Origin of the sequence: Streptococcus oralis, assembly GCF_018448765.2 — a bacterium.
Classification (GTDB): domain Bacteria; phylum Bacillota; class Bacilli; order Lactobacillales; family Streptococcaceae; genus Streptococcus; species Streptococcus oralis_BM.
The window spans coordinates 1293278-1311734 of record NZ_JAHCMC020000001.1 but is presented as its reverse complement, the minus strand read 5'-3'; the positions used below and the strand labels follow the sequence as shown (position 1 = coordinate 1311734).

General features: G+C 40.6%; 21 protein-coding genes. 19 read left to right on the top strand and 2 right to left on the bottom strand.

Translation table 11 applies throughout. The features are described 5' to 3' along the window. Window positions 1-33 precede the first annotated feature (33 nt). The 3 genes from KIH88_RS06455 (at window position 34) to yaaA (ending at window position 2856) form a co-directional block, all read left to right on the top strand. A complete protein-coding gene (locus KIH88_RS06455) occupies window positions 34-444 on the top strand; it encodes a peptide deformylase (RefSeq protein ID WP_213988127.1) in 411 nt (136 codons plus the stop codon). Between the two features lie 11 nt (window positions 445-455). Continuing rightward, window positions 456-2051, top strand: coding sequence for a hypothetical protein (locus tag KIH88_RS06450; protein ID WP_213988126.1), 1596 nt, complete (start codon window positions 456-458; stop codon window positions 2049-2051). A 76-nt stretch (window positions 2052-2127) separates the two neighbouring features. Then, window positions 2128-2856 (top strand): peroxide stress protein YaaA, encoded by a 729-nt coding sequence (yaaA, locus tag KIH88_RS06445; protein WP_213988125.1) that lies wholly within the window; start codon window positions 2128-2130, stop codon window positions 2854-2856. Between the two features lie 31 nt (window positions 2857-2887). On the opposite strand, the gene KIH88_RS06440 is transcribed toward yaaA, so the two are convergent. Then, on the bottom strand, window positions 2888-3436 hold the full coding sequence (locus tag KIH88_RS06440) for an NAD(P)H-dependent oxidoreductase (protein WP_213988124.1): 549 nt from the start codon (window positions 3434-3436) through the stop codon (window positions 2888-2890). Window positions 3437-3527: 91 nt separating this feature from the next. Next, complete coding sequence (locus KIH88_RS06435; protein WP_213988123.1) at window positions 3528-3974, bottom strand: MarR family winged helix-turn-helix transcriptional regulator; 447 nt, start codon at window positions 3972-3974, stop codon at window positions 3528-3530. Window positions 3975-4092: 118 nt separating this feature from the next. Between KIH88_RS06435 and KIH88_RS06430 the strand changes: the two genes are divergently transcribed. The 16 genes from KIH88_RS06430 to KIH88_RS06355 all read left to right on the top strand — a co-directional run bounded on the left by KIH88_RS06430 (window position 4093) and on the right by KIH88_RS06355 (window position 18410). Next, window positions 4093-4569 (top strand): cell wall elongation regulator TseB-like domain-containing protein, encoded by a 477-nt coding sequence (locus KIH88_RS06430; protein WP_213988122.1) that lies wholly within the window; start codon window positions 4093-4095, stop codon window positions 4567-4569. Window positions 4570-4578: 9 nt separating this feature from the next. Next, window positions 4579-5757, top strand: a complete 1179-nt coding sequence (locus KIH88_RS06425; RefSeq protein ID WP_213988121.1) for a pyridoxal phosphate-dependent aminotransferase — start codon at window positions 4579-4581, stop codon at window positions 5755-5757. A 152-nt stretch (window positions 5758-5909) separates the two neighbouring features. After that, entirely contained in the window at window positions 5910-7253 is a 1344-nt protein-coding gene (gene asnS, locus KIH88_RS06420) for an asparagine--tRNA ligase (protein WP_000167170.1), read from the top strand. 126 nt (window positions 7254-7379) lie between these two features. After that, complete coding sequence (locus KIH88_RS06415; protein WP_213988120.1) at window positions 7380-8585, top strand: MFS transporter; 1206 nt, start codon at window positions 7380-7382, stop codon at window positions 8583-8585. Between the two features lie 135 nt (window positions 8586-8720). Then, entirely contained in the window at window positions 8721-9011 is a 291-nt protein-coding gene (gene rpsF / locus KIH88_RS06410) for a 30S ribosomal protein S6 (RefSeq protein WP_001151775.1), read from the top strand. Window positions 9012-9022: 11 nt separating this feature from the next. Further along, window positions 9023-9493, top strand: coding sequence for a single-stranded DNA-binding protein SsbA (ssbA, locus tag KIH88_RS06405; RefSeq protein WP_125840755.1), 471 nt, complete (start codon window positions 9023-9025; stop codon window positions 9491-9493). Between the two features lie 31 nt (window positions 9494-9524). After that, complete coding sequence (gene rpsR / locus KIH88_RS06400; protein WP_000068664.1) at window positions 9525-9764, top strand: 30S ribosomal protein S18; 240 nt, start codon at window positions 9525-9527, stop codon at window positions 9762-9764. Window positions 9765-10007: 243 nt separating this feature from the next. Then, window positions 10008-10517 carry a GNAT family N-acetyltransferase gene (locus KIH88_RS06395; RefSeq protein ID WP_213988119.1) on the top strand — a complete coding sequence of 170 codons (510 nt, stop codon included), beginning with the start codon at window positions 10008-10010 and terminating at the stop codon, window positions 10515-10517. Window positions 10518-10948: 431 nt separating this feature from the next. Continuing rightward, window positions 10949-12106: a non-hydrolyzing UDP-N-acetylglucosamine 2-epimerase gene (gene wecB / locus KIH88_RS06390; protein WP_213988118.1), complete on the top strand. Its 1158-nt coding sequence runs from the start codon at window positions 10949-10951 to the stop codon at window positions 12104-12106. Then, window positions 12103-12882: a hypothetical protein gene (locus KIH88_RS06385; RefSeq protein ID WP_213988117.1), complete on the top strand. Its 780-nt coding sequence runs from the start codon at window positions 12103-12105 to the stop codon at window positions 12880-12882. The genes wecB and KIH88_RS06385 overlap by 4 nt, the downstream gene beginning before the upstream one ends. A 142-nt stretch (window positions 12883-13024) precedes the next feature. Further along, window positions 13025-14335, top strand: coding sequence for a glycosyltransferase family 2 protein (locus tag KIH88_RS06380; RefSeq protein WP_213988116.1), 1311 nt, complete (start codon window positions 13025-13027; stop codon window positions 14333-14335). A gap of 8 nt (window positions 14336-14343) precedes the next feature. Beyond that, window positions 14344-15447 carry a glycosyl hydrolase family 8 gene (locus KIH88_RS06375; RefSeq protein WP_213988115.1) on the top strand — a complete coding sequence of 368 codons (1104 nt, stop codon included), beginning with the start codon at window positions 14344-14346 and terminating at the stop codon, window positions 15445-15447. Window positions 15448-15571: 124 nt separating this feature from the next. Then, complete coding sequence (locus tag KIH88_RS06370) at window positions 15572-16972, top strand: bifunctional Cof-type HAD-IIB family hydrolase/peptidylprolyl isomerase (RefSeq protein ID WP_213988114.1); 1401 nt, start codon at window positions 15572-15574, stop codon at window positions 16970-16972. 1 nt (window position 16973) lies between these two features. Beyond that, entirely contained in the window at window positions 16974-17333 is a 360-nt protein-coding gene (locus tag KIH88_RS06365) for a S1 RNA-binding domain-containing protein (RefSeq protein ID WP_000689615.1), read from the top strand. 53 nt (window positions 17334-17386) lie between these two features. Then, entirely contained in the window at window positions 17387-18136 is a 750-nt protein-coding gene (locus tag KIH88_RS06360) for a tRNA1(Val) (adenine(37)-N6)-methyltransferase (RefSeq protein ID WP_213988113.1), read from the top strand. Continuing rightward, on the top strand, window positions 18126-18410 hold the full coding sequence (locus KIH88_RS06355; RefSeq protein WP_000349631.1) for a GIY-YIG nuclease family protein: 285 nt from the start codon (window positions 18126-18128) through the stop codon (window positions 18408-18410). Before KIH88_RS06360 ends, KIH88_RS06355 begins: the two co-directional genes overlap by 11 nt. Window positions 18411-18457: the final 47 nt, after the last annotated feature.

Here is an 18457-nt window from a genome sequence, read left to right as displayed (position 1 = left end):
TATAATAAAGTAAAATGGCAAGGAGTGAAAGAAATGGAAAAGAAAATTGTCCGAGATGTCTTATTCCTGTCGCAAGTTTCGAAAGCTGCAAGTCAGGAAGACCTTTATCTGGTTAGAGATTTACAGGATACCCTGCTAGCCAATCGCGAGACCTGTGTCGGTCTAGCGGCCAATATGATTGGGGTGCAGAAGCGCGTGATTATCTTTAATCTTGGCCTAGTTCCCATGGTCATGTTTAACCCTATTCTCCTTTCCTACAAAGGACCTTACGAGACTGAGGAAGGTTGTTTGTCTTTGACTGGGGTTCGAACGACGACTCGTTATGAAACGATTACGGTGTCCTATCGCGATAGCAAGTGGCAGGAACAAACCATTACGTTAACAGGCTTTCCAGCTCAGATCTGTCAACATGAACTGGATCATTTGGAAGGACGGATTATTTAGGAGGAACTCAGATGAAGCGAATACTTTTTGAACTTATTTTTATCGCAACGACTTGGTATATCTTTTTGCCACCCTTCAATCTGACTAGCTGGGAATTCATCTTCTTTCTCTGTGGGCATTTGGTGGTGATGGGAATTTTGTTTAGTTTCCGCAAGGATACCAATCTTCTCAAGACGGTTCATGTACGTCATGGCAAGGTTGCCAACGAACTCAATCTAGAAGGGCTTCATTTTAATAAATTAGGTGGAGGATTATTGCTGGCTGCAGGCCTTATCTTTGCCCTTGCTGGTCTGGTAAGCCTAGTAACCTCTAGCTTTTTCCAAGCAAAAAATTATGCTAATGTGGTGTCCATCACAGAAAAAGACTTTAAAGATTTTCCTAAGAGTGATACCAGTAAGGTTCCAATCCTAGATCGGAGCACTGCAGAAAAGATTGGTGACCGTTACCTGGGCTCTCTGACGGATAAGGTCTCCCAGTACGTAGCAGCAGATACCTATACTCAGCTGACGGTTGATGGAAAACCCTATCGGGTGACACCTTTGGAGTATGCTGATCCGATTAAATGGTTTAATAATCAGTCCAAGGGAATTGGTGAGTATATCAAGGTTGATATGGTGACAGGAAATGCGGAATTGGTGGATTTGAAAACACCGATGAAGTATTCAGACTCCGAGTATTTTAACCGTGACGTTAAACGCCATCTTCGAATCAAGTACCCGACCAAGATTTTTAAAACGCCATCCTTTGAGGTGGATGATGAAGGCAATCCTTTCTATGTAGCAACCGTTTATCAAAAGCAGTTTGGTCTAGGAGTTCCTCGTCCTTCATCTGTTATTATCTTAGACGCCACCAATGGAGAAACCAAGGAATACAGCTTGGATGAAGTCCCAGAATGGGTGGATCGTGTCTATCCAGCAGAAGAAACCATCCAGCAAATCAACTACAACGGTAAGTATAAAGACGGCTTCTGGAATGCCTTGATTTCTAAGAAAAATGTTACTCAAACGACTGAGGGCTATAACTATCTTTCTATCGGAAATGACATTTATCTCTACACAGGGGTGACTTCAGCAAATGCTGATGAAAGTAATCTAGGATTTATCCTTGAAAATATGCGCACTGGTGAAATCACCAAGTACAATCTAGCTTCAGCAACCGAAGAATCAGCCCGTGCTTCTGCAGAAGGAGCCGTTCAGGAGAAGGCCTACAAGTCTACCTTCCCTATCCTTGTTAATCTCAATGACAAGCCTCTTTATATCATGGGCTTAAAGGACAATGCAGGCTTGGTCAAGGAATATGCACTGGTTGATGCCGTGGAGTACCAAAATGTCATCGTAGCAACTACGGTAGATGAACTCCTCAGCAAGTATGCCAATAAAAACGACCTTGAGCTGGATAATGAAACGGTAGAAAACATTAAGGGAATCGTCTCAGACCTTAAATCAGCTGTTATCAAGGGTGATACTGTCTACTTCTTCAAAGTTGATGGCAAAATCTATAAGGTCAAGGCCTCAGTGTCAGACGATCTTCCTTCCCTTGAAAATGGTCAATCTTTCGAAGGTCAAGTTGGAAAAGATAACTATCTCAAGACCTTTAAAGTCAAGTAAAAGAAACCTCGGTATAAACCGAGGTTTTTCAGATGAAATTCTTGGTCGTGATTGAAAAATATGCTACACTAACAATATGAAAATTTTAATCCCAACAGCCAAAGAAATGAACACAAACCTTCCTTGTATCGAAGCGCTCCCCTTGAGGGAAGAAAGTCAGGCAGTCCTTGACTCACTTGCGCATTACTCAGCTAGTGAATTAGAGACTTTTTATAAGGTATCTGCCGAGAAAGCAGAAGAAGAATACGCTCATATTCAAGCTCTAAAAAATCACAGGGCTAAATATTATCCAGCCTTGAAACTCTTCGATGGTCTCATGTATCGCCACATCAAACGAGATGGGTTAACCGAGGCTGAACAAACCTATCTTGAAAATCATATCCTGATTACCTCGGCTTTATACGGTGTTGTCCCTGCCTTATCTCCCATGGCTCCTCACCGTTTGGACTTCTTGATGAAGTTAAAAGTTGCTGGTAAGACTTTAAAGAGTCATTGGAAGTCAGCCTACGATGAGGCACTTCAGGATGAGGACTTGATATTCTCCCTCCTATCATCAGAGTTTGAAACCGTATTTTCTAAGGAAATTAGAGAAAAGATGGTGACCTTCAAATTTATGGAGGACAAGGCAGGTCAGTTGAAAATCCACTCAACTATTTCAAAAAAAGCCCGTGGCGCCTTTTTGACCGCCTTGATAGAGGGGCAAGTTCAAACAGTCGAACAAGCTCGTAAGCTCCGCTTTGCTGGCTTTGACTACCGACCTGATTTATCCAGTGACTTAGAACTCGTCTTTGTGAAACAAGCATAAAACCAGCTCATTCGAGCTGGTTTTTACTAGATTAGTTGATGGCTGTAAGAAGGTCGTCAGCTTGTTTTGCAAGTGATGAAGCAGTTGCTTCTTCTAACACCAATTTTCCGTCTGCCCAAGCAGAGTCATTGACACGAGCAGCTGTAAAGTCACCAACGACTTGTGTACGGATAAATGGCAAGTGGTCTTTGTAAATAGCAAAGAGTTGATCGTGACCGGCATTGGCTACAGATGAGACAGTAACAAACTTGTCTTGGAGGGCAGAAGCACCACGTGTATCAGACAAGTCAATGGCACGAGAGAGCCAGTCAAGCAAGTTTTTCACTGTTCCAGGGATAGAGAAGTTGTAGACTGGAGAGAAGATCCAGATAGCATCCGCAGCAAGGACTGATTCACGAGCAGCAGCTACAGCTGGATGAGTTGGAACTTCCAAATCTTGGCTGAAGAGAGGAACAGCTGAGTAATCAAGATAGCTAACTTCTGCTTTTCCAGCAAGTGCTTTTTCAGCTTCGAGGGCCATTTGGTGGTTGAAAGAACCTTGGCGTAGTGAACCGACGATAAATAATACTTTTTTAGACATGATGTGTCTCCTTTAGTTTAAAATTCAAAGAGCGAACTCTTTTGTTACCATCTATGTTACAACAACTGATACTAATTAGCAATAATTTTGCTCACAAATTTTTAAATTTTTTTAAAATGCGGATTAAGTCTTCCTTTTCGCCATCTTCCAATATGCTAAGTGCTTCTACGATGGAATCGATATGTTCAGGAAGAATCTTTTCGATTTTTCTGCGTCCTGCAGGTGTTAATTTCAAGAAAAAAGAGCGACGATCCTTGGGGTCACAACTTCTAGAAATCCATCCATCTCGAACCATGTTTCGAATGACAACAGTCATGTTTCCAGAAGTGGCTAGCATTTTTTCAATCAAATCCTGAATGCGTAGTTCTCCCTTGCTATAGAGGGTTTCCAAAACTGAAAATTGGGTGGGTGTTAGCCCGTGTTCTTTAGCAGCCTTGGCTTCATATGGTTTAAAAGTTCGTATGGCTTTATTGAGGACGATAGCCGTTTTTAAGTCTAATTGATTATCGGAAATTTTCTCTTTTAAGTATTGTTTCATAAGGCTATTTTATCAATAATGAGAGAGAAAAACAAGAACTTACATTTTATAGGAAAAGAATCTTAGAATGTTCCCGTCTTCACTTGTAATAAAGAAGGAGAGATGGTAAAATAGACGAGTGAAACTAAGACAGAAAAAAGCAAAAAACAAGCTACTTTTACAGTATGGAATCGGCATTGCTCTGGTAGTACTAGTCATGACCACTTCCTTCCTTTATCTGATATCACTCAGCATGAAACCCTATCAAGATGCTAGAGTTGAGGGAGAAAAACTAGCCAAGCAGTATGCAGAATTGGAAAAGGCAGATCAGGTTGATTTTTATAATGGACTAGAAGGTTATTACAGCGTTTTAGGACATAATAAAAAGCAAGAGGCCATTGCCGTACTAATTGAAAAGAATGACCACAAGATTTATGTTTATCAGCTTGATAAGGGGATTTCTCAAGACAAGGCAGCGACGATTTCGAGGGAAAAAGGAGCTAGCGACATTGAAAAGATTACTTTTGGTCGCTATCAGGACAAGCCGATTTGGGAAGTCAAGTCAGGAAACCAGTACTATCTGGTTGACTTTGAAACAGGAGTAGTGATCCAATAAGGAGGGCATATGAAACTATCCAAACGTGTACTAGAAATGGAAGAAAGCGTCACTCTAGCCAGTGATGCAAGAGCCAAAGCATTAAAAGCTCAGGGAAAAGATGTTCTTTTCTTAACCTTGGGACAGCCTGATTTTCATACTCCTGAAAACATTCAGGATGCAGCGATAGAAGCGATTCGAGATGGACGAGCTTCCTTCTATACAGTTGCTTCAGGCCTACCAGAGTTAAAAGCGGCGGTTAATACCTATTTTGAACGCTACTATGGGTATTCCGTAGCGGTAAACGAGGTTACCTTTGCCACTGGTGCCAAGTTCTCTCTCTACACCTTCTTTATGGCTGTGGTCAATCCAGGTGATGAGGTCATTATCCCTACACCATACTGGGTCAGCTATGGAGATCAAGTCAAAATGGCAGAAGGAGTGCCAGTCTTTGTCCAGGCCAAGGAAGACAATCACTTTAAAGTAACGGTAGAGCAGCTAGAAGCAGCCCGAACAGATAAGACCAAGGTCTTGGTTCTCAATTCGCCATCGAATCCGACTGGTATGATCTACTCTCGTGAGGAACTCTTGGCTATCGGAAATTGGGCTGTTGAACATGATGTCCTTATCCTAGCAGATGATATTTATGGTCGTTTGGTTTATAACGGGAACGAATTTGTTCCAATCTCTAGTCTGTCAGAAGCCATTCGCAAGCAAACTATCGTGATTAACGGTGTATCTAAGGCTTATGCCATGACTGGTTGGCGGGTAGGTTATGCTGTGGGAAATCCTGAAATTATCGCTGCTATGAGCAAACTAACAGGACAAACAACCTCCAACCTGACTGCCGTATCACAATATGCTACCATTGAAGCCCTAACTGGACCACAAGACTCTGTCGAAATCATGCGTCAAGCATTTGAGGAACGGTTGAATACTATTTATCCTCTCTTGTGCCAAGTACCAGGATTTGAAGTTATCAAACCTCAAGGAGCTTTCTATCTTTTCCCAAATGTTAAAAAAGCGATGGAGATGAAGGGGTATACCGATGTGACGGACTTTACAACGGCTATTCTTGAGGAAGTCGGCCTTGCCTTGATTACAGGAGCAGGATTTGGGGCGCCAGAAAATGTCCGTCTCAGCTATGCCACTGACTTGGACACCTTGAAAGAAGCTATTCGCCGTTTGCATCAATTTATGGAAAAATAAAACTTAGAATCTTCGTCGTTTTGGCGAAGATTTTTTGTAACGAAAATCTAGCGAATTTTCTCTAGTAGAACCTAGCTATCGCAGTCTATTTATGGTAAAATAGTGGGTAATGATGTCTTCGGACAAGTTAAACGAAAAAAGGAAGATAGATTATGACAAAACGTGTAACAATCATCGAAGTAAAAGACTACGTTGGTCAAGAAGTGACCATCGGAGCCTGGGTTGCCAATAAATCAGGAAAAGGGAAAATTGCCTTCTTGCAATTGCGTGACGGAACAGCCTTTTTTCAAGGAGTCGCCTTCAAACCAAACTTTATTGAAAAATTTGGTGAAGAGGTAGGTCTTGAAAAATTTGAAACGATCAAACACTTGAGCCAAGAAACGTCTGTTTATGTGACAGGAATTGTCAAAGAAGACGAACGTTCTAAGTTTGGCTATGAGTTGGATATTACAGACATCGAAGTGATCGGTGAATCTCAAGACTACCCAATCACACCAAAAGAACACGGAACAGACTTCTTGATGGACAACCGTCACTTGTGGCTCCGTTCTCGTAAGCAAGTGGCTGTGATGCAAATCCGTAACGCTATCATTTATGCAACCTATGAGTTCTTTGATAAGAACGGATTCATGAAGTTTGATAGCCCAATTCTTTCAGGAAATGCGGCAGAAGATTCAACTGAACTCTTTGAAACAGACTACTTTGGAACACCAGCCTACTTGAGCCAATCAGGTCAGCTTTACCTAGAAGCAGGGGCTATGGCTCTTGGCCGTGTCTTTGACTTTGGTCCAGTATTCCGTGCTGAAAAATCAAAAACACGCCGTCACTTGACTGAGTTTTGGATGATGGATGCTGAGTACTCCTACCTGACACACGATGAATCACTTGACTTGCAAGAAGCTTACGTAAAAGCCCTTCTTCAAGGTGTACTTGATCGTGCTCCCCAAGCCTTGGAAACTTTGGAACGTGATACAGATCTTTTGAAACGCTACATTGCAGAGCCATTCAAACGCATCACTTACGATCAAGCCATTGACCTCTTGCAAGAGCATGAGAATGATGAAGATGCTGACTATGAGCATTTGGAGCATGGAGATGACTTTGGTTCACCACATGAAACCTGGATTTCAAACCACTTTGGTGTACCAACCTTTGTCATGAACTACCCAGCAGCTATCAAGGCCTTCTACATGAAACCAGTTCCTGGAAATCCAGAGCGCGTGCTTTGTGCAGACTTGCTTGCACCAGAAGGCTATGGAGAAATCATCGGTGGTTCTATGCGTGAGGAAGACTATGATGCCCTTGTCGCTAAGATGGAAGAACTTGGTATGGATCGTACAGAGTATGAATTCTACCTTGACCTTCGTAAATACGGTACAGTTCCACACGGAGGATTTGGTATCGGTATCGAGCGTATGGTAACCTTCGCAGCTGGAACCAAACACATCCGTGAAGCCATTCCATTCCCACGTATGTTGCACCGTATCAAACCATAAAATAAATCAAAACGCCCTTAGGGCGTTTTTTTCAAAGTAGAAGAAAGAAGAGGTGGAGATCATGTAAAGCACAGCTTAACAAGTGACAAACACAAAGATACAAATACACTTGTTAAAGGAGAAACTATGTTTAAACGAAATTACCGGAAGAATATCGGTCTCATGGCTGGTGTGGAATTTTTTGCCTTTCTGGGTATTACCAGCTTTTGGATTCTATTTCTCAGTCAAAATGGGATGTCGCTTTGGCAGATTGGCTTATTGGAAAGTATTTTTCATGCCACCAGTATCATCTGTGAGATTCCCTCTGGAATGTTAGCTGACCTCTATTCCTATAAAACCAATCTATATTTAAGTCGAATAGCTGGAATTGCGTCGTCTATTCTCATGTTACTAGGACAAGGTAATTTTTGGATTTACGCACTCGCTATGGTGGTGAGTGCCTTGTCTTATAATTTTGATTCAGGGACGAGTGCAGCCATGGTTTATGATTCGGCCGTGGAGGCTGGATTAAAAGAGCGCTACTTGTCCATCTCCAGTTTTATGTCAGGAGTAGCAGAAGGAACTCGGTCTTTGGGAACCGTTTTAGCGGGATTTTTTGTCCATGGTCAATTACACTTGACCTACTATATCATGATTGCTACTTCTACAATCGTTCTTTTCCTAACTTGGATGCTAAAAGAGCCTAGTGTTAAAGCGCAAAAATCTGATCGCTTGACGATGAAAAAAATAATCTGGACTGTTAAAGAGGAGTTGCGGAGAAACCCCAGCCTTTTTAGTTGGATGATTCTTTCCCAAATCATCGGGACACTGATGTGCATGTTTTATTTTTACTATCAAAATCAACTTCCTGACTTAGAAGGGTGGCAGATTTCGATAGTCATGCTGATCGGCAGTGTTTTGAATATCTGTGCAGTTTATCTAGCAAGTAAGATTGGAAAGAGGTATTCAGCCTTAAAACTCTTTCCAATTCTTGTACTCTTGACGGGAGGAACTTATTTGCTTTCCTATTTTGGTACGCCACTGATTTATATTTTGGTTTATTTGATCAGTAACGCCTTATATGCTCTCTTTCAGCCGATTTTTGATAATGATTTACAAAAGCGACTCCCAAGTGAGGTACGGGCAACCATGCTAAGTGTCTACTCTATGATGTTCAGCCTAAGCATGATTATCATTTTTCCTCTGACGGGATGGTTGATTGACTATCTAGGATTTGTAGTAGCCTTCCTTTACTTAGGGCTCGTTTTAGTGCTAGCCAGCTTTTTGCTATTTTTCATTTTGAAAGAGATGGCCAGAGCTTTGGAACTCAAAGAGGACGTTATTTCTAAGTAATAAAGTTATTTTTTCACTTTTATCTTTTTTACTTGCTATCTGTCAGTTTTTCTAGTATAATGGTTTATTGTGAGCGAACCTCACTTACCCCTTGCAAAGGCTGGGGGTCATTAGACCAAAAGGAGGAACATATCAATGGCTAAATACGAAATTCTTTATATCATTCGTCCAAACATTGAAGAAGAAGCGAAAAACGCTTTGGTAGCACGTTTTGACTCTATTTTGACTGACAACGGTGCAACTGTTGTTGAATCAAAAGATTGGGAAAAACGTCGTCTTGCATACGAAATCCAAGATTTCCGTGAAGGACTTTACCACATCGTTAACGTTGAAGCAAACGATGACGTAGCTCTTAAAGAGTTTGACCGTCTTTCAAAAATCAACGCTGACATTCTTCGTCACATGATCGTCAAACTTGACGCGTAAGAAGGTAGATTATGATTAACAATGTTGTACTTGTAGGGCGTATGACGCGTGACGCTGAGTTGCGTTATACCTCATCAAATGTAGCAGTTGCGACTTTTACTCTTGCAGTAAACCGTACATTTAAGAGTCAAAATGGCGAACGTGAGGCTGATTTTATCAATGTCGTTATGTGGCGTCAACAGGCTGAAAATCTTGCTAACTGGGCTAAAAAAGGCTCTCTTATCGGGATCACAGGCCGTATCCAGACTCGTAGTTACGATAACCAGCAAGGACAACGTGTCTACGTAACAGAAGTCGTGGCTGAGAATTTCCAAATGTTGGAAAGCCGCGGAGTGCGTGAAGGACATTCAGGTGGCGCTTATTCTGCACCAACTGCTGGCCAATCAGCACCTGCAAACCCAGTACCAGACTTTTCACGTTCTGAAAATCCATTTGGAGCAACCAATCCATTGGACATTTCAGATGATGATTTACCATTCTAATGGACAATTAATACTATAAAGGAGAAAAAACATGGCTCAACAACGTCGTGGCGGATTCAAACGCCGTAAAAAAGTTGATTACATCGCAGCAAACAAAATTGAATATGTTGATTACAAAGATACTGAGCTTCTTAGCCGTTTCGTTTCAGAACGTGGGAAAATCCTTCCTCGTCGTGTAACAGGAACTTCAGCTAAAAACCAACGTAAAGTAACAACAGCTATCAAACGCGCTCGCGTAATGGCTTTGATGCCTTTCGTAAACGAAGATTAAAGAAAAGACCCGGGTGGGTCTTTTTTTCACGAGCTTTGAAACGAGGGAGCGAGTTGGGTCCACTGGACCTCTTTTTCATGAGTTTGAAAATAAGAAAGCGAATTAAGATTCTTACTGTGAATAATCAAAGCAGGTATTTCTGGGCCTAGTAGGATTCTATTTTTAGTTTGCTAGGTCTTTCTTTTTCTTTTTATCTCTATTATCGTGCTATAATAGTGGAAGAAGGGTTTTAAGGAGTACATTATGGAAACAACGTGTCTGATTAGAAAAATGCAAACATCTGATGTTAAAGAACTATCCCAAGGTTTTATCAATCAAGGTTGGCCGGGTAGAGAAGAAATTTTGGCTAGATATTTTCTTGAACAAGAATGTGGGGAGAGAGAAGTCTTAGTTGCAGAGGTTGAGGGTGTTTTAGCGGGCTACATTACCATTTTGCCCTGCGCTAAGCAGGGGCCTTTTGCAGAAATCTATCCAGAACTCTCAGATTTCAATGTCTTTGGACCCTTTCAAAATCAAGGTATTGGAAATTTCTTGATGGAAGAAGCGGAAAAACGGGTTAAGCTTATATCAGATAAGGTGACCCTTGGTGTTGGGCTCCATTCAGGGTATGGACCTGCCCAGAGATTGTATATCAAACGAGATTATATTCCAGATGGTTCGGGCGTCTGGTATCAAAATCACAGACCAGCTATGGATGCTACTTGTGAAGATATCGGTGACCTTGTTTTATATCTGTCAAAAGATTTGATTTAAGATAGATTTTATAAGGTTTAACTTTAAAATAGCAAGAAGTCGTAAACTCCTTTTTCATTAGAGAGGGGATTTTTTTGTATTAGAAAAAAGGGGATTCTATGGAACGATAAAATATAATTGTTTGAATTATCAAGATAAAAATAATTATTTAAAAAGTAGTAAAGTTTAGAATTTTTAAAAAATATTTTATTTCAAAAAATATTTAAGAAAATTTTAAGATATCTAGTTTACACAGTGTAAATTATATCATTACAAAAATATTACGATTATTTAAAATTAAATTAAATGCAATAATATACTTTGAAAAATTTGGCATATAAATTAATAGACGGTAAAATAGTTAAGATGGTCAAATTAATTGATTTGCGCAATAATTCGATATAAAGATTAATCTGATGTGTCAAATTTTATTATAGTAGAAGGATACCATAATGAAGAAATTGAAAGTGATGGTTGTTTTTGGAACACGACCAGAAGCTATTAAAATGGCCCCTTTAGTGTTAGAATTACAAAAACATAGTGATAGTATTGAGACGATTACAGTTGTGACAGCTCAGCACCGTCAAATGCTAGATCAAGTTCTTGAAACGTTTAGCATCAAGCCGCATTATGACTTGGATATTATGGGGCAAAATCAATCCCTTTTAGATATTACTGGAAAAATTTTAGAAAAGTTTGATCCAATTGTTAAGCAAGAACGTCCAGATATGATTCTTGTTCATGGAGATACAACGACAACTTTTGCAGCAAGTTTAGTTGCTTTCTATAATCAGGTACGTATCGGCCACGTTGAAGCTGGTCTGAGGACCTTTGATAAGTATTCTCCTTTCCCAGAGGAAATGAATCGTCAGATGACAGATAACCTTGCGGATCTTTATTTTGCTCCAACTAGTGAGAGTAAGGAAAATCTCCTCAAGGAAAATCATCCTGAGTCTGCCATTGTCATTACGGGAAATACAGCCATAGATGCCTTGAAACTAACCGTTCAATCGGATTACTATCATGAAGTTCTAGATCAATTGGATCCAGATAAGAAACTTGTATTGGTGACCATGCACCGTCGTGAGAATCAAGGTCAACCAATGAGAAATGTCTTTACAGCTTTACGTGAGATGGTCAATCTTCATCAGGAAATTGAGGTTGTTTATCCTGTTCACCTTAGCCCTGCCGTGCAAGAAGCAGCAAAAGATATCTTAGCTGGTCACGATCGTATTCACTTGATTGAGCCTTTAGATGTACTTGATTTTCATAATTTGGCTTCAAGAAGCTATTTTATCATGACTGACTCTGGAGGTGTTCAGGAAGAGGCGCCTTCTCTCGGCAAACCTGTCCTTGTCCTTCGTGACACGACGGAACGTCCAGAAGGAGTAAGAGCAGGTACTTTGAAGTTAGTTGGTACGGATCCAGTATGTGTGAAGCAAGCGATGGCAGCACTCTTAACAGATGAAACTCTTTATAGACAAATGTCTCAGGCACCAAATCCTTATGGAGATGGAAGAGCCTCTGAACGAATCGTACAATCCATTCAACAGTACTTTGGGGCAGCGACTTCTGTATCTGAATTCAAAGAGGGGAATAAGATAAAATGAAAAATTGGAGTCAATTTAAAAACTGGCTTATGGCTTTGCTTGTTTGTGAGGTCATTCTTTTGGTGCTTTGTTTTTTGTATGCCCGAGCAATCATTTTAGAACAAATCTTGTTTTTAGCCTTAGCCTTGTTTGCAGTGTTGGTATTATCTGACCTTTTGCTTACTTGGACCCTTATCTTAACATTTGGTTTTGGACTTATCGTTTTGGTTGCGGGTGTGGTTTATATTCCAATCGTTCAACTGGTCTTCTTATTAATCAGTTTTCCTCTTTTGATTGGGATTCTACTTAAAGTTCGTTATTATTTCTTCAAGGTAGCTTCAAAGGTCCAAGAACAGGAAGACGAAGCTCGAGCAGATTACCAAGCTATGGTCACTGAACAAAGTGATGTGACGGTTCAATCTCTATTGATTCATTGGGCACATGAAGAGTTGTTCTTCCAGATAAAACCGAAAGAGTATAACCAGATGCTCAGTCGCATTCAAGAGGTCATTGCTCAGGAATTGAGTTACAATGATAAGCTCTATTATGTTTCAGAAGGTAATTTTCTCGTTCTATCGAGTAGTAGCCAACATTCTTTGAAGGAACTTTATTGGAATGGTTTGCAGGAGAAACTAAGCAGTTTAGTTTTTCATGGAGAAGATGGCAATCAAGGAATTCAGTTCCAAACAGGCTATTTGGTGATTAACTCTGATAATAGAGGGAAATACCAAGACTACGCGGATGTTGCCAGTCATCTCAAACGTCAATTAGAGACAGATGTAATTGTAGAATATTAGGAGGGAAACATGACTCTAACCAATATATTTTTTGGCATTGCTTTGGGACTCAGTCTCGCCTTTGGCATTTGTTTTATCATATTATTTATTGCGTACAATATTCTTTACCATCGAGTGAACAAAAATTTTAAGGCGGAGAATCATGATTAGTCAAATGTTAATGATTTTTACCCTGCTTACTATTTGGATTTCTCTAGCTTGGGGCTTGGTAATTCTCTTTTCAGCTGTTCACTTTTGGTTTAAACATAGTGATTTTCGTGTGGATATCTCGCTACTGCCTTATTATCCGAAGGTTACCATTGTTGTTCCTGCTCATAATGAGGATGTGGTTATTGCCCAGACGGCAAAAGCTATCTTGGATATGAATTACCCTCACGATCGTGTGGAGTTGCTTCTATTTGCGGATAACTGTTCGGACAACACCTATTCAGAGTGTTTGTCTGTACAAGCTCTGCCTGAATATGCAGGAAGAAATCTGACTATTATCGACCGTACTGGTACGGGAGGAAAAGCGGGCGTTCTAAACGATGCTTTGGAGATGGCAACAGGTGAATATATCTGTGTTTATGATGCAGATGCCATGCCTGAAAAAAATGCCCTTTATTTCCTTATCAAAGAAGTGATAAAGGACCCAGAACGCCACGTGGCATCTTTCGGTCGCAACAAGACTCGAAATACCAATCAAAATTTTTTGACTCGTTGTATCAACCAAGAAATCGTTGTTACCCAGCGGGTGCACCATGTTGGGATGTGGCATCTCTTTAAAATTGGTCGTATCCCAGGAACCAACTTTATCATTCAAACCGACTTTGTAAAGAGTATCGGTGGTTGGAAAAATGGTGCCTTGACTGAGGATACCGATATTTCCTTCAAAATCATGCAGAGTGGTAAATTGATCGCCCTTGCCTATAATTCAGAGGCTTTCCAACAAGAACCTGAGACCTTAAAGAGTTACTATATGCAGCGTAAACGTTGGGCAAAAGGAAATTATGAAGTTGTTCTCTCAAACTTTAAGCATTTATTTGGCATAGCAAACTGGCGTGTCAAACTAGAAGTCTTTAACTATTCCTGTGTCTTCTTTTGGTTTAACTTTGCCATTGTCCTCTCGGATTTGATTTTCCTAGCGAATGTGCTAGCGATCTGCCTTAATCTTTTCTTCCCAGATGTCAGGGTTCCATTTGCTTTTGATGCGGACAATATCTACATCGCCCAGCTCATGCTCTTCAACTGGATACTCATGATTGGTCTCTATTTGATGCAGATTATGATTGCATTGGCCAGTCAATTTGGACAAGCGACAACTAAACAAATCTGGTTAGCCTTGGCAGCCTATTTCTCTTATGCACAGATGTTTATCGTTGTATCCATTGATTCCATTTCTTCAATCGTGCTGGATAAGGTACTTCACCGAAAAGAAACCAAGTGGGTTAAAACCAAGCGGTTCGCAGGATAGGAGGTTCTATGAAAACGAATAAATTAAAATATGTATGGTTTGTGTTCATCCTTTCTATCTTTTGTTTAACCTTGTTTTTGGCAAGGGGAAGGAGTAAAATCGAGATGCGCAATCGCATTTACAGCCAATGGAGCCAACAGTTTCTCGTTACAAAAGGCGATCAGTCTTATGTTCGTACGACGAATGATTCTGAGGAAACGACGGTTCTATCAGAGGCCCAAAGTTACGGCATGCTCATAACGGTTTTAGCAGCCCCAAAAGGGCAAGCAAGTCAAGCAGATTTTGATAGCCTTTATCGCTATTATCAAAATCATCGTATTGAGGGAACGCAGTTGATGTCTTGGAAGCAAGTGATTACAAATGGTAGCGAAACGGTTGAGAAGCAAAACGCAACCGATGGTGATCTCTACATCGCTTATTCTTTGATTGAAGCTGCCAAGCAGTGGCCAGATAAAGCACAGGAATATGAAGATCAAGCCAAAAGTATTTTGATTGATATTCTTCGCTTTAATTATAACGAGGAGACCGGTGTTTTAAAGGTAGGAAATTGGGCAAAAAAAAATACGGATTTTTACTATTTGATGAGAACATCTGATACACTACCTCATTATTTCCAAGTATTTTATAATCTAACTGGAGATAAAAAATGGTTAGATGTTAAGGATAAGATGCTTGGACAACTGGAGCAAATCAGTTCTCATTCTGATACAGGACTTTTGCCAGACTTTATCTGGGCTGAGAAGTCAGGGGCGCGTCTTGTTGATGCCAACACAATCGAATCTCAATATGATGGAGCGTATTCTTATAATGCTTGTCGTTTGCCTTATCACCTGTCACAGAGCCAGGATGAAAGAAGTCAAAAACTCGTTCAAAAGATGATGGATTTCTTTATGAAAGAGCAACGCATTTATGCTGGTTATGACTTGAACGGAATGGCCCTCAATCAATACCAGGCAGGTAGTTTCTTGGCTCCGATTACCTATGCATCTGACAAGGGAGAAGGCTATCTGAAACTTCTTCAGCAAAATAAATACATTTTCACACAAGATTTACCTTTGGACAACTACTATGATGCAACGATGATTACTATGATTGCTCTAGAGTTGTTCTAGGATGAAAAGAGAGGGCTAGTTTTACTGGCTCTCTTTTTGATAGGATTTTCATCTTTTTTCAAAAAAGGAATTTCATCAGCTTTATGGTATAATGGAAAGAGTAATGGAAAAAAGAGGTAGAGAGATGGATGCGAAATTAAAATACAAGGCAAAGAAGATTAAAATCGTCTTTTTTGATATTGATGATACCTTGCGTACGTCAAAGACAGGTTTTATTCCAGCTACAATTCCCACTGTCTTTAAACAGTTACGTGAAAAAGGAATTTTAACAGGAATTGCCTCTGGTCGTGGCATTTTTGGTGTCGTTCCAGAGATTCGTGAGCTCAAACCTGACTTTTTTGTAACCCTAAATGGGGCCTATATAGAAGATAAAAAAGGTCAGGTCATTTATCAGCATCAGATTGACAAGTCAGATGTTGATGAGTATATCTCTTGGACTAAGCGAGAGGGAATTGAATATGGCTTGGTTGGTAGTCATGACGCCAAACTCTCTACGCGAACAGAACTGATCAGTGAGGCTATTAATCCTATTTATCCAAACTTGGATGTGGATCCAGATTTTCATGAAAAAGCGGACATTTACCAGATGTGGACCTTTGAAGATAAAGGGGATGACTTGCGGTTACCAGATAGTCTCTCTGGTAAACTTCGCATGGTGCGTTGGCATGAACATTCATCTGATATCGTGCCGATTTCAGGATCGAAAGCAACTGGTGTAGCTAAGGTGGTGGAGCATTTAGGCTTGAAACCAGAGAATATTATGGTCTTTGGGGATGGTCTCAATGACATGGAACTCTTTGATTATGCTGGAATCAGTATTGCTATGGGTGTTTCCCATGATAAAATCAAAGAAAAAGCAGATTATATTACAAAAACAGTAGAAGAAGATGGCATTTTTGATGCCTTAGAAGGATTTGGTATGGTAGAAAAAGAATTGCATTTCCCACAAGTAGAAATTGAAACAGTAGAAGGTCCTCTTGCGACCATTAAGACAAATCACGGAGACTTGCGTATCAAGCTCTTCCCTGAGCAGGCTCCTAAAACAGTGGCTAACTTTGTTGCTCTGTCAAAAGACGGTTACTATGATGGTGTGATTTTCCACCGAATTATCAAGGACTTTATGATCCAAGGTGGAGACCCAACTGGTACTGGTATGGGAGGAGAGTCAATCTACGGCGACTCTTTTGAAGATGAATTTTCAGAAGAGCTCTACAATATCCGCGGTGCCCTTTCTATGGCCAATGCGGGTCCAAATACCAATGGTAGCCAGTTCTTTATCGTGCAGAACCAACATTTGCCATACTCTAAGAAAGAGATTGCGCGTGGTGGCTGGCCTGAACCAATCGCTGAGATTTATGCAGAACAAGGTGGAACTCCTCACCTTGACCGTCGCCATACTGTTTTTGGGCAATTGGTAGATGCTGAATCTTTTGCTGTCTTAGATACCATTGCATCTGTTGAGACTGGAGCGATGGATAAACCAGTTGAAGATGTAGTAATTGAAACGATTGAAATTGAGGACTAGGATGAAAATAGGTGATAAGCTAAACGGGCGTATTACAGGAATTCAGCCCTATGGTGCCTTTGTCGAGTTAGAGACAGGGGTGACAGGGCTGATTCACATCTCAGAAATCCGGACGGGATTTATTGAGAATATCTATGATATTTTAAAAATTGGTGATGAAGTTCAAGTACAGGTGGTGGATTTTGACGAATACACTGGAAAAGCTAGTCTTTCTATCCGTACTTTGGAGGAAGAAAAACATCAATTGCCAAGACGGAGACGTTTTTCAAATGATCGTATCAAGCACGGTTTTGCACCACTTGGACGAATGATGCCTGTTTGGACGCGCGAGGCACTAGAGCATTTAAAGAAGAAACCATAAATACAATTATCTAAATCATTTGTAATATTAACATAATTTATTGTAATGAAAGTATGAAAGAAAAACAATTATTAAAACCAGGAGAGCGCATCAACCAGCTCTTTTCGACAGATATTAAGATCATTCAAAATAGAGAGGTGTTTAGCTATTCAGTGGATAGTGTTCTCTTATCACGCTTTCCTCGCTTCCCTAAACGGGGTTTAATTGTGGACTTTTGTGCTGGCAATGGTGCAGTGGGACTTTTTGCTAGTTCACGTACTCAGGCGCAGATAATATCTGTAGAAATTCAGGAGCGTTTGGCGGATATGGCTGAGCGTTCGGTTCAGTTGAATGGCTTGGAAGAGCAGATGCAGGTCATCTGTGATGATTTGAAAAATATGCCAGCCCACATTCAGGGAAGTAAGGTGGATATGATTTTGTGCAATCCTCCTTATTTTAAGGTGGATCCGCATTCTAATCTCAACGAGAGTGAACACTACCTTTTGGCCAGACACGAAATTACGACTAACCTGAAAGAAATTTGCCGTAGTGCTCAGAGCATTCTCAAGTCTAATGGCCGTTTGGCCATGGTCCATCGTCCTGATCGGCTCTTGGATATCCTAGATATGCTTCAACGCCATAATTTGGCACCCAAGCGCCTGCAATTTGTCTATCCTAAACGTGAGAAGGAGGCCAATATGCTCTTAATCGAAGCTATCAAGGATGGATCGACCAGTGGCTTTAAGGTCTTGCCACCGCTCATCGTTCACAATGATGATGGTTCCTATACACCAGAAATTCAAGAGATTTACTATGGATCATAAGGCCTATATGTATGTGGTGGAGTGCCGCGACGGGTCTTACTATACGGGCTATACAACGGATGTGAAGAGGCGCCTTGCCGTTCATAATAGTGGTAAGGGGGCCAAGTATACCCGAGCTCGCTTGCCAGTCAAACTCATCTATGTAGAGGGTTTTGCCAGTAAGGAAGAAGCTATGTCTGCCGAAGCTCTCCTCAAACGCAAGAAACGTCCACAGAAAGAGCGATTTTTATCCGAAAATCAAGAGAAAAATCTAGTCAACCATATTGATGTCTAACGAGGAGTCTTTTGGCTCCTCTTACTTTTGTCAAAAGTGGAAAAAAG

Excerpts from the sequence above, each read along its gene's own strand:
- KIH88_RS06455 (WP_213988127.1), top strand. The coding sequence starts at position 34 with ATGGAAAAGAAAATTGTCCGAGATGTCTTATTCCTGTCGCAAGTTTCG.
- KIH88_RS06450 (WP_213988126.1), top strand. The coding sequence starts at position 456 with ATGAAGCGAATACTTTTTGAACTTATTTTTATCGCAACGACTTGGTAT.
- yaaA (WP_213988125.1), top strand. The coding sequence starts at position 2,128 with ATGAAAATTTTAATCCCAACAGCCAAAGAAATGAACACAAACCTTCCT.
- KIH88_RS06440 (WP_213988124.1), bottom strand. The coding sequence starts at position 3,436 with ATGTCTAAAAAAGTATTATTTATCGTCGGTTCACTACGCCAAGGTTCT.
- KIH88_RS06435 (WP_213988123.1), bottom strand. The coding sequence starts at position 3,974 with ATGAAACAATACTTAAAAGAGAAAATTTCCGATAATCAATTAGACTTA.
- KIH88_RS06425 (WP_213988121.1), top strand. The coding sequence starts at position 4,579 with ATGAAACTATCCAAACGTGTACTAGAAATGGAAGAAAGCGTCACTCTA.
- asnS (WP_000167170.1), top strand. The coding sequence starts at position 5,910 with ATGACAAAACGTGTAACAATCATCGAAGTAAAAGACTACGTTGGTCAA.
- KIH88_RS06415 (WP_213988120.1), top strand. The coding sequence starts at position 7,380 with ATGTTTAAACGAAATTACCGGAAGAATATCGGTCTCATGGCTGGTGTG.
- rpsF (WP_001151775.1), top strand. The coding sequence starts at position 8,721 with ATGGCTAAATACGAAATTCTTTATATCATTCGTCCAAACATTGAAGAA.
- ssbA (WP_125840755.1), top strand. The coding sequence starts at position 9,023 with ATGATTAACAATGTTGTACTTGTAGGGCGTATGACGCGTGACGCTGAG.
- rpsR (WP_000068664.1), top strand. The coding sequence starts at position 9,525 with ATGGCTCAACAACGTCGTGGCGGATTCAAACGCCGTAAAAAAGTTGAT.
- KIH88_RS06395 (WP_213988119.1), top strand. The coding sequence starts at position 10,008 with ATGGAAACAACGTGTCTGATTAGAAAAATGCAAACATCTGATGTTAAA.
- wecB (WP_213988118.1), top strand. The coding sequence starts at position 10,949 with ATGAAGAAATTGAAAGTGATGGTTGTTTTTGGAACACGACCAGAAGCT.
- KIH88_RS06385 (WP_213988117.1), top strand. The coding sequence starts at position 12,103 with ATGAAAAATTGGAGTCAATTTAAAAACTGGCTTATGGCTTTGCTTGTT.
- KIH88_RS06380 (WP_213988116.1), top strand. The coding sequence starts at position 13,025 with ATGATTAGTCAAATGTTAATGATTTTTACCCTGCTTACTATTTGGATT.
- KIH88_RS06375 (WP_213988115.1), top strand. The coding sequence starts at position 14,344 with ATGAAAACGAATAAATTAAAATATGTATGGTTTGTGTTCATCCTTTCT.
- KIH88_RS06370 (WP_213988114.1), top strand. The coding sequence starts at position 15,572 with ATGGATGCGAAATTAAAATACAAGGCAAAGAAGATTAAAATCGTCTTT.
- KIH88_RS06365 (WP_000689615.1), top strand. The coding sequence starts at position 16,974 with ATGAAAATAGGTGATAAGCTAAACGGGCGTATTACAGGAATTCAGCCC.
- KIH88_RS06360 (WP_213988113.1), top strand. The coding sequence starts at position 17,387 with ATGAAAGAAAAACAATTATTAAAACCAGGAGAGCGCATCAACCAGCTC.
- KIH88_RS06355 (WP_000349631.1), top strand. The coding sequence starts at position 18,126 with ATGGATCATAAGGCCTATATGTATGTGGTGGAGTGCCGCGACGGGTCT.